This is a genomic window from Alteromonas halophila, assembly GCF_014651815.1.
Classification (GTDB): Bacteria; Pseudomonadota; Gammaproteobacteria; order Enterobacterales; family Alteromonadaceae; genus Alteromonas; species Alteromonas halophila.
The window spans coordinates 460,540-470,559 of sequence record NZ_BMXP01000003.1 but is presented as its reverse complement, the minus strand read 5'-3'; the positions used below and the strand labels follow the sequence as shown (position 1 = coordinate 470,559).

General features: G+C 51.5%; 4 protein-coding genes. 3 read left to right on the top strand and 1 reads right to left on the bottom strand.

Annotated features, from left to right (window positions below):
- Positions 1-35: 35 nt before the first annotated feature.
- A complete protein-coding gene (locus tag IE054_RS09220) occupies positions 36-2,378 on the bottom strand; it encodes a GH92 family glycosyl hydrolase (protein WP_229805052.1) in 2,343 nt (780 codons plus the stop codon).
- Positions 2,379-2,928: 550 nt separating this feature from the next.
- Here IE054_RS09220 and IE054_RS09215 point away from each other — a divergent pair.
- From IE054_RS09215 to IE054_RS09205, 3 genes are all read left to right on the top strand, one after another.
- Positions 2,929-3,939: a LacI family DNA-binding transcriptional regulator gene (locus tag IE054_RS09215; RefSeq protein ID WP_189405595.1), complete on the top strand. Its 1,011-nt coding sequence runs from the start codon at positions 2,929-2,931 to the stop codon at positions 3,937-3,939.
- A gap of 310 nt (positions 3,940-4,249) precedes the next feature.
- Positions 4,250-7,159: a TonB-dependent receptor gene (locus IE054_RS09210; RefSeq protein WP_189405592.1), complete on the top strand. Its 2,910-nt coding sequence runs from the start codon at positions 4,250-4,252 to the stop codon at positions 7,157-7,159.
- 48 nt (positions 7,160-7,207) lie between these two features.
- Positions 7,208-10,003 (top strand): discoidin domain-containing protein, encoded by a 2,796-nt coding sequence (locus IE054_RS09205; protein ID WP_189405590.1) that lies wholly within the window; start codon positions 7,208-7,210, stop codon positions 10,001-10,003.
- Positions 10,004-10,020 lie beyond the last annotated feature (17 nt).

The window sequence follows — 10,020 nt, the reverse complement described above, 5'->3', positions numbered from 1 at the left end:
CAAGACAGGCGACGCCACAGGGCGTCGCGTGAACCTTACTGTTGTGAAAGCGAGTAGGGCCAGGCGGCTGGGCCGGTGGCACGTGCTTTGTTTGGCGTAGACGACATGTCCAGGATGAGTTCCCCGCCCTGTTGCAGGGCATCGTGGTCCAGCCAGGTCTTATCGAGTTCCTGGCCATTAAACGTAGCGCGCTGAATGTATGGTGTAGCTTCTGTGTTGCCGCGGGCGTTAATGGTCAGCGTCTTCTGATTCGGCAGTGTTAACACTGCTTTATCAAACAGCGGACTGCCCATCACGTATTGCTCAACCCCCGGTGTAACCGGATAAAAGCCCAGTGCACTGAAGACATACCAGGCCGAGGTCTGTCCGTTATCTTCGTCGCCAGCATAGCCGTCCGGAGTTGCCATGTAGAGCTTGTCCATAACATCGCGCACTTTTTTCTGTGCTTTCCACGGCTGGTTAGCATAGTTATACAGATAAATCATATGCTGTATGGGCTGATTGCCATGCGCGTAGTTACCCATGTTAACAATTTGCATTTCACGGATTTCGTGAATGGTGAAACCATAGTAAGAGTCATCAAACTCAGGCGGCATGGTAAACACCTTATCCAGCTTATCGATAAAGGCCTGGTTGCCCCCCATCAGGGTTTTTAGCCCTTCGATATCGTGAAAAACAGACCAGGTATAGTGCAGCGCGTTGCCTTCGGTAAAGGCATCACCCCACTTAAGCGGATTGAAGGGGGACTGGAAACTTCCGTCCTGGTTGCGGCCACGCATCCAGCCACTTTGCTTATCAAAAACATTGCGATAGTTCAGGCTGCGCTTGCGGAACGTTTCGGCGTCTTCATGTTTTCCAAGCTGTTTCGCCAGCTGATACAGATTGAAGTCGGCGAACGCGTATTCAAGGGTGCGCGCAACGTTTTCGTGAATGTCGACATCATAGGGCACGTAACCCAGCGCATTATAGTAATCTACGCCTTCCCGGCCCACGGAAGTCATCGGGCGGCCCTCATTGACTTCGGCGTTCTTCACTGCCGCTTCGTACAGGGTCTCGATGTCCATGTCCCGGACCCCTTTGATGTATGCATCAGCAATATTGATCGCCGAATTGGAGCCGATCATGACGTTGCGATGGCCCGGGCTCGCCCATTCTGGTAGCCAGCCCGACTCCTTGTAGGTATTCGCCAGCCCAAGCATGATTTTACGATCCAGTTCCGGGTACATGAGCGCAAAATAGGGAAACACTGCGCGGAATGTGTCCCAGAAACCATTGTCTGTGAACATATAGCCAGGCAGCACTTCACCGTTGTAAGGGCTGTAGTGAACGATGTCACCGTGCTCGTTGTATTCGTAGAACCGGCGAGGAAACAGCAGTACCCGGTACAGTGCAGAATAAAAGGTTCTGACGTTATCCAGGTTGTCGTCTTCAAGACGGATCCGGCTAAGCTCTTTTTGCCAGGCGGCATGACTTTTTTTACGGGTTTGTGCAAAGGAGTCATTGCCCACTTCGCGGCTCAGGTTGCGTTCGGCCTGTTCGGGACTGATAAACGACGAGGCGACCTGCGCGGTGATTTGCTCACCTTTATGCGTTGCAAACCTGACGACAGCGCCGACATGGTCGCCTTCACTTTTAAGCACATCAACTGGGGTATAACCATCCTGCCAGGTTGAGGCAGACTCGAAAGGGCGACTGAATTTCACAACAAAATAGTTATGAAAATTGTCCGGTACCCCGCCATGATTGTTACGGGCGTAGCCCCGGATAATGCCCTGTTCGGGTAACACTTCGACCTTTGACCCTTTATCAAATGCGTCCAGCAGTACATAGGCGTTGTCGGTCTCCGGGAAGGTAAACCGGAACTGCGCGGCTCGCGCAGTAGGCGTGACTTCTATCGTGGTGTCATAGTCTGCCAGGTAAACAGAATAATAATTGGGACTGGCGGTTTCGGCCTTGTGCGAGAACCACGACGCTCGGCTGTCCTGATCAATTTTGCGCTCACCGGTTACCGCCATCAGCGAGAATGCACCATAATCGTTCAGCCAGGGGCTGGGCTGGTGGGTTTGCTTAATGCCGCGAATTTTGTCGTCGTCGTATTTGTACGTCCAGCCGTCACCAATCGGCGCTGTCATGGCTGTCCAGAAATGCATACCCCAGGGGTTGGCCACCGCCGGATAGGTGTTGCCGTTAGACAGACTAAAGGTCGAGTCCGTGCCCATTAATGGGTTCACGTACTGAACCAGATCGTCGCCGACCAGATTGACAGGCGCGTCATAGGTTTCATTATTCTTCAGACTATCGGGAGTGTCTGCACAGCTGGCAAGCAGGGTGGTTGTCATCCCCGCCAGTGTTAATGTTTTCAGTAGATTTCGCATCATTTTAACAGTCTTCACGTTGGTTCAGGCTTGTTGTCAGCTTGTAAACAAGGCGTTATCAATTCGGTGAGCGTCACTGTAATCGATTACATCATTAACGTCTAGTGTCAATTGGTCTGTTCTGTTGATAAACCGGAATAATGACGATTTTCGTGGAATTTAAAGGTGAATACCGCTGAATTGTACTCGTTTACATAAAGTCTTGTCATTTTCTGTAAATGACCGCTATGATAGGGGTAAGTTTAAGGAACGTGCGAATAAGTCCGGCGCCGCTCAGGCTTACAACCAGGTACCTGGTCAAGGCGACCTTTTGCAGGCCTGATGGGTTACAACACAGAGTAGGTGCTTGACTGTAAGTCCCGAAGAGCCAGCTCTGAAGCACGCATACGCTGCGTTAGCTTTCCTGACAAGGGGGGCGCCATTGCCAGCGAAACCTGCCTTGCGACTACGCACTTCAGGACTCGCTGAGAGATGATAGACTTATTCGCACCTTCCTTAATCTGGCCGTTGTGTCAGGTATCCTAAATCTGTTTTACAAGAATGTAGCGATTTAATGACAAATATCAAGAAAGTCAGTGAGTTGGCCGGTGTTTCTACGGCCACTGTCTCGCGAACACTAAAAAGCCCGTCGCTGGTCACTGAGAAAACCCGCGAAAAGGTCATGGCGGCGGTACAGCGTGCGGGCTATCGTCCTAACTGGCTGGCCAGTAGTGTCAAAACCGGCCGCTCAAATTCTATTGTGGTGCTGGTGCCTAACCTGGTGAACCCATTTTTTATGCGCATCATCGAAGGTATTGAGCAGGCTGCGCAGGAACAGGGCTATTCAGTACTGCTAGGCGATACCCAGGGCAAAGGAATGCGGGAAAATGAATATGCCAGTATGGTGTTATCCAACCGTGCTGACGGCCTGATACAACTGGATCACTCGTTCCCGTTTTCGGAAAATGATGCCAGTCTGGCCGATACCATCCCAATGGTCAGTGTTTGTGAGCGTATTCCTGAAAAGCGTTATCCCTATATTGAGCTGGATAACTACGCGGCCGGGCGAGCGGTGATGAATCACCTGATTAGCTATGGGCATGAACACTTTGGTTTCATTGCAGGGCAGCGCAGCAGCCAGATTTTCCGGGACCGGTTTGCAGGTATGAAAAGCGTCATGGATGAAGAAGGTCTGGCTTTTGATGACAGCATGCTGGTCGGGGAAAGTTACCAGATTGATACCGGCATTGAAGGCGTGCGTGCGCTTCTGGATAACGCTACACGCCCCACCGCTATTTGTTGTTTTAATGACGATATTGCTCTTGGAACGATGCATGAAATACACCGTCAGGGGCTTAGGATCCCTGATGATATATCGGTTACCGGTTTTGATAATGTGCGAGTCTCAGCCTATCTGAATCCCCCCCTCACCACCATTGATCAGCCTGCCTATGAAATGGGTCGCCGGGCATTTAATGTATTGGTACAAATGATAAAACAGGAACCCTTAAAGCGCTCACGGGAAATTCTGCCTTTCCAGCTGGTCGAGCGTGAAAGCAGTGGCCCAGCGCCCTCGCATTCCTGATTATTAGCGAATAAGCGCCTGCCGTAAGAAAGCCGCGATATCCTGCCAGTGCCCACGCTATCAGGGCTATGGGCTAATCACAGAATATATGCCAATTTCTCTTTAACAAAAATAAACATTTTAACAACACAGTGTTGACAGTGTGAATATCGGGAGCTAGTATCTTTTTCAATCTCTGAAATCGATTACATTCAGATTTGCGCGAATAGGTTGAAGTTTTAAAGTTGGTATTGCGTAACAATCTGATAAAAAACGATAAAAGAAAAATAAGATATACATTTGTCTACGATTACATAAACTGGAGAAGCCGATGGCAATCAGGAACTCAGCACACGCGATATCAGGCAAAACAGGGTTTACACGTTCACTTATTTGTCTTTCTGTGCTTGCAGGGATGGGCTCAGCATTCGCCCAGGACACCAACACAGAGTCTGAAGACGCTTCTGACGAGGAACAGACAGAAGTCATTGAGGTGCGTGGTATTCGCGCATCTTCTGCAGAAAACCTGTCTATTAAACGACTCTCGAACGCAACAGTCGATGCGATTACGGCTGAAGATATAGGTAAATTCCCGGATAAGAACGTCGCTGATTCCCTGCAGCGTGTACCTGGTGTGGTCATCCAGCGCGAAGGCGGTGAAGGGGCAACGGTCAGCATTCGTGGTCTGTCTTCTGATCTGACCTTCACTCAGCTCAACGGTAACTTCATTGCATCCTCACCCGGTGAGCCCTCGCGCTCGTTCTCGTACGCACTGCTGCCTTCAACCATGATCTCACGGGTAGAAGTCTACAAATCCTCCGAGGCCCGTCTTGATGAAGGCGGGATCGGTGGTACCGTTCTGATGCACTCAAGAAAACCCTTCGAAATGGATGCGAACTCAGGGATCCTCAATCTTGAGTACACTAATGCCGATATTACCGATAAGTATGAGCCGCAGTTCAGCGGTATCTATTCGTGGAAGAACGACGATGAAGACATTGGTTTTCTGGTCGGTTACACCAATCAGGAACGCACAAACCGTGCGCAAAGTTCACGGGTCAATATCCTGAACCAGAACTTTTATTATACGCAAATGCAAAACCAGCAGACCGTCGAAGGTGGTGCTCAGGGCTATGCACCGCAAAGTATGGTGCAGGAAGTGCTGGAAGAGCAGCGCGAGCGCGAAGGGATCCAGTTTACAGCTCAGTGGCGGCCAACAGAGCGGCTTGAACTGGGAATGAACTATTTCCGCTTTACGCTGGGACAGGACTCTATCCTCAACCAGCTGGAGTACCCCGAATGGAACAACAATGACAATTACTGGACCGACATTCGGGTTAATGCCGACGCCGAGTATGTTACTGGTATCGATTACAGCTCTGGTGCCGGCGGCACCTACCAGGATTCACCAATCCCACGGATTAACGGTGAATATAAGGTAGAGGAAAGTACCTCTGATACGTTTGATTTCTTCGCTAACTACGAAGGCGACTATTTCGAGCTGAGATTCAAAGCGGGACACACTGAAGCAGAAGGTGGTCCCGAAGAAAAATACCGGGCGGCCTATTACCTGAACGCAGCCTCTAAATATTATGGCTGGGATCTGTCGAATGAGCAGATGACCACTTACATGGATCCAGGCGCTATCAGTAATCTGCAAAATGGTATTGGTGGAGAGGCTGATGCTGGAGCGACCGATTCAAGCTTTGTGACTGGCACACAGGAAGAGACCTACGCGAGCATCGACCTGGATTATTTTGTCGATTACGGCATTGTGTCGACATTGCGGGTTGGGGCCAAGTACCGGGATGGCGAGATCCACCGTGATACCCGCAACAGCTTTTACCTGTCACCCGACTTCGATATTGCGCAGGGAGAAGCCGAAGGCAGCATCGATCTGGATGATGACTATTCGAAAAACGGCGGTATTCCGGACATTGTTGATATGATCCGTCCTGAGTCGCTGGACAACCTGTCGGATGTAATCAATACCAACCTGTTCCCGGCTGTCGACTGGTACAAATACCAGGACTACCTGAATGACAACTTTGTTCACTACACCCGTAAAGAGCAAAATTACGTCTACGATGTTCAGGAAGAAATTACCGCTGCTTACGTTCAGGCTGATTACGATTACAAGGCGATTCGCGGAAACATCGGATTGCGCTGGGTGCGCACCAAAACGGTTTCCGGTTCGTCTGACAAAATAACCTACCGCCTGGACTGGACAGATGATGAAGGTACGCAACTACCCATTGAACAGCAGCGGGTAGAGGATTTTGTCTACATCGAAAAAGAGAATACCTACGATAAGCTATTGCCTAGCCTGAACCTGGTCTGGGATATCAACGATGACTGGGTGTTGCGCGGTGCCGCTGCAAAAGTAATGGCACGCCCGGGCTATGACGATCTGGGGCAGTTCCAGACGCTCACCTACACGTCCAGCGAATATTCTGCCGATCGTGCCGGCGAACCAAACTTTGACGAGATTATCGACGGCGAAGGCTGGACCGGATCAGGGGGTAACAACCAGCTCAAACCACTGCTGTCGACACAGTTTGACGTGTCTCTGGAGTATTACTACGGCGAGGGATCAGGCCTGGGTATCGCAATGTTCAAAAAGGACGTCGACAACTTCGTTGTGCCGCTGATCATTGACTTAAACCAGAGCAGCCCAACCCGTGAATTCACGCTGGAGAACGCCGGGGACAAAGTCGTCACTGCCGGAGGTGACAGTATTCTGGTACGTGATTTCAATACCGTCGCCAACGGCACCGACGCCAGCTCTGAAGGGATGGAAGTGTTTATTCAGCATTTCTTCGAGAACGGCTTTGGCGTCTATGCCAATTACACGCATAACGAAACAAACCAGGCTGATGTTGAGTTAAACGGTGAAAAAGTAGGGGAGTCGCCGCTGATCGGCAGCTCGAAATATCAGGTCAATTTCTCCGTGTTCTACGAGGATGAGGACTTCAGCATCCGCGCATCATATAACCGCCGCGGCAGAACCGTGCAGGGCTATAACTCTGACTGGGAAATGAACTATTACGAAGAGCCCTACGACCAGGTCGATGTGAACGCAAGTTACAACCTGACCGAAAACCTGGTGCTCTCTGCCTCTGTTATCAACCTGACGCAATCCGAGGCTTACCGTCACCTGGGCGATGATACCAACGCCCGGTTCGTGCAGAACAGCTACGCTGGCCGCCGCTTCTATGCAGGCGCGACGTACCGCTTTTAACGCTGACACCACGACTTGACAGAATAACGCTATTGCAAAGGAACGATCATGAATACATTTACTATTAAACCACTGTCAGCCCTGGTCGCTGTGGCCCTGACCGGACTTTATGGATGCGGCGGTGCAGACAGCCCGGATCCTCAGGATATACCGAAAACCGTTGAGTATACCTCGGCAGATGTCCGCGGCAGTGTAGTCAAAGGCACTGTCAGTAATGCGGCTATCTCAGTGCAACAAATGAATGGTGCGGAACTGACGATTGATGACGGGGGCGCACGCACCAATTCCAACGGCGTCGCAGACTTTTCCGTGACCGGGGCCGAGGGCTTTGGACTCGATGGCATGGTGAAAATTACGGCTACTGCCGACAGTGAGTCAGCGATGGTCTGTGATGCCGCTAACTGTGCCGGTGTCACTACCGGCGGGATGTTGAGTGGCGAACCATTATCCGGCACCAGTTTTACTACCATGAGCTATGTCGATGTACCTTATGCCAATGCGGCCGACGGTACCGCCGACGCAGCATTTCAGGCCAACGCATTGACGACCATGGGCACCCGGCTGGTTGAAGCGGATATCGACGGCGGGCGCAATGTCTCTGTGCGTCAGTTATTTGAGCTGGCGCTGGCAGACAGTTCCGCCGATGTGGTTAAAGCGCTGGGCAGCACGGTAAAACTCAATGTTTTCAATGAGCCACTCATTAGTGCGGAATCGTACAGCAACTTTGTTGTCGACGAGCAGTGTTCCGAGCCTGAGGAAGGTCAGCAGGCAAGTTGTGAAGATGTACTGGCCAGTACCGACGTTATTAAGCTTTCTCTGCTGAATGCAGCATTTGCAGACATGGACGAAGCCGAAACGATGACGGGTAAGATGGATGAGGTAATGACCGCCATTACCGCCGCGCGCGAGGGCGATGAGTCGTTATTGCCGCCGCTCCGGGAAGCACTCATGGAAGACATTGCAGCGATGCCGGTTTTGGCTGCGCTGGGACTGACAGCGGAAGATATTATTGATCCGACGCTGGCATTTAGCGAACCAGAAGCCAGCAGTGGCCCGGTACGCGAGGTTACAACTGCAGACAATATTGCCAGCGCCACCATCACTGCCCGAAACAGCATCAGTGACAATGAAAACCAGTTTAAAGCTTTTGATGGCGATCCTTCCACCAAATGGCTTGACCACAATGACTATGAGGGCGCGCCAACGGTTGAGGATCCCTCGTGGATTGAAATTCAGTTTGCCGAAGCGCACGCAGTTAACACTCTCTACATCACCAGCGCCAATGACGCTCCAGGCCGTGATCCACAAAACTTTAATCTGCTGGCGTCAAATGACGGTGAAACCTGGGTAACGCTTGCAGAGTTTGTGGGGGTAAATTTTGATGAGCGCTTTGAACGTCAGGCCTTCCGTTTCAGTAACGGGCTTGAGTACAGCCATTATCGGCTGAATATTACCAAAAACCGCAACGACGACCAGCTTATGCAGCTGGCAGAAATTGCGCTGGTCGGCCCCATCTACCCGTCAGTCGATCATACCGATCCAGTAGGGACGGTGTCATTAAGTGCCCGCAGCAGCATTAGCGACGCGGAAGCTGAAGACAAGGCCTTTGACAATAACCCGGAAACCAAATGGCTGGACGACGGCGGTGTACCGACAGACGATGAACCGTCGTGGGTCGAGGTAACATTCCCGGAAGCTGTTGCTGTGGATACCCTGGCCATCACCAGTGCCAATGATGCACCGGCCCGCGATCCACAAAACTTTAATCTGCAGGGCAGTAATGACGGTGGTGAAACCTGGGTGGCACTGGGCGAGTGGGTTGGTGAGAACTTTGACGACCGCTTTACCCGCAATACATTCAGTGTTGATAACTCACTCAGTTACAGCCTGTATCGCCTGAATATCACCAAAAACAAAGGTGACGCGCCACTGATGCAACTGGCAGAGATTGAACTGATTGGCCCGGTGACGGCGGACGTGAATCACTCACTGACCGATGGCCGCACAGTGACTGAACGCTACGCAATCAGTGACGCTGAATCAGGTGAGAAGGCGTTTGACGGTGATCCGCAAACCAAATGGCTGGATCATAACGATTGGGCGGGTGCACCTACCGCTGAAGATCCAGCATGGGCTGAAGTGGCATTTCCGGCGCCGGTAACGGTCAATAAACTGGCCCTGATCAGCGCCAACGACGCGCCAAGCCGTGATCCGCAGAATTTCAATCTGCAAGCGTCTGACGATGGTGAAAACTGGGTCACCCTGTCCGGCTGGATTGGTGAGAACTTTGACGAGCGCTTTGAACGTCGTCAGTTTAGTTTCAGCAACGACTTAGGCTACAAATTCTATCGCTTTAATGTGACCAAAAACCGGGGCGACGACACCCTGATGCAGGTCGCGGAAATTGAATTGATTGGTCCTGTTTATTCATCCGTTGACCTGTCGATGCAGGCTGGCGTCAGTGTCAGTGCCAGCAGTGGTGATGCCCCTGCGGCAGTCATTGACGGCGATACCGCAACGCGCTGGTCCGCCACGGCCGGTGAAGAAACCTGGCTGGATATCACCCTGCCCGCGTCACAGATTGTCAACAGTATCGCAATCACCAATGGTGAAGCGGCGAACAGCCCGGCAGATTTTGTACTGCTTGGCTCAAATGATGGTGGCGAGACCTGGCACACGGTTGAAAGCTGGTCAGGTGAAACCTGGGATAATGGCACGCAGCGCACTCTGTATGATATGGCAAATGGCTTTGCTTACACCACATACAGACTGGCGGTGTCTCAGGCAACCGATAGCGATACGGTAGAGATTGCCGAAATCGAACTTATCGGTCCGCAGCAATAGGTGGTGTTTGCGGGGGA

Coding starts and splice junctions, on each gene's coding strand:
- IE054_RS09220 (WP_229805052.1), bottom strand. CDS start 2,378: ATGATGCGAAATCTACTGAAAACATTAACACTGGCGGGGATGACAACC.
- IE054_RS09210 (WP_189405592.1), top strand. CDS start 4,250: ATGGCAATCAGGAACTCAGCACACGCGATATCAGGCAAAACAGGGTTT.
- IE054_RS09215 (WP_189405595.1), top strand. CDS start 2,929: ATGACAAATATCAAGAAAGTCAGTGAGTTGGCCGGTGTTTCTACGGCC.
- IE054_RS09205 (WP_189405590.1), top strand. CDS start 7,208: ATGAATACATTTACTATTAAACCACTGTCAGCCCTGGTCGCTGTGGCC.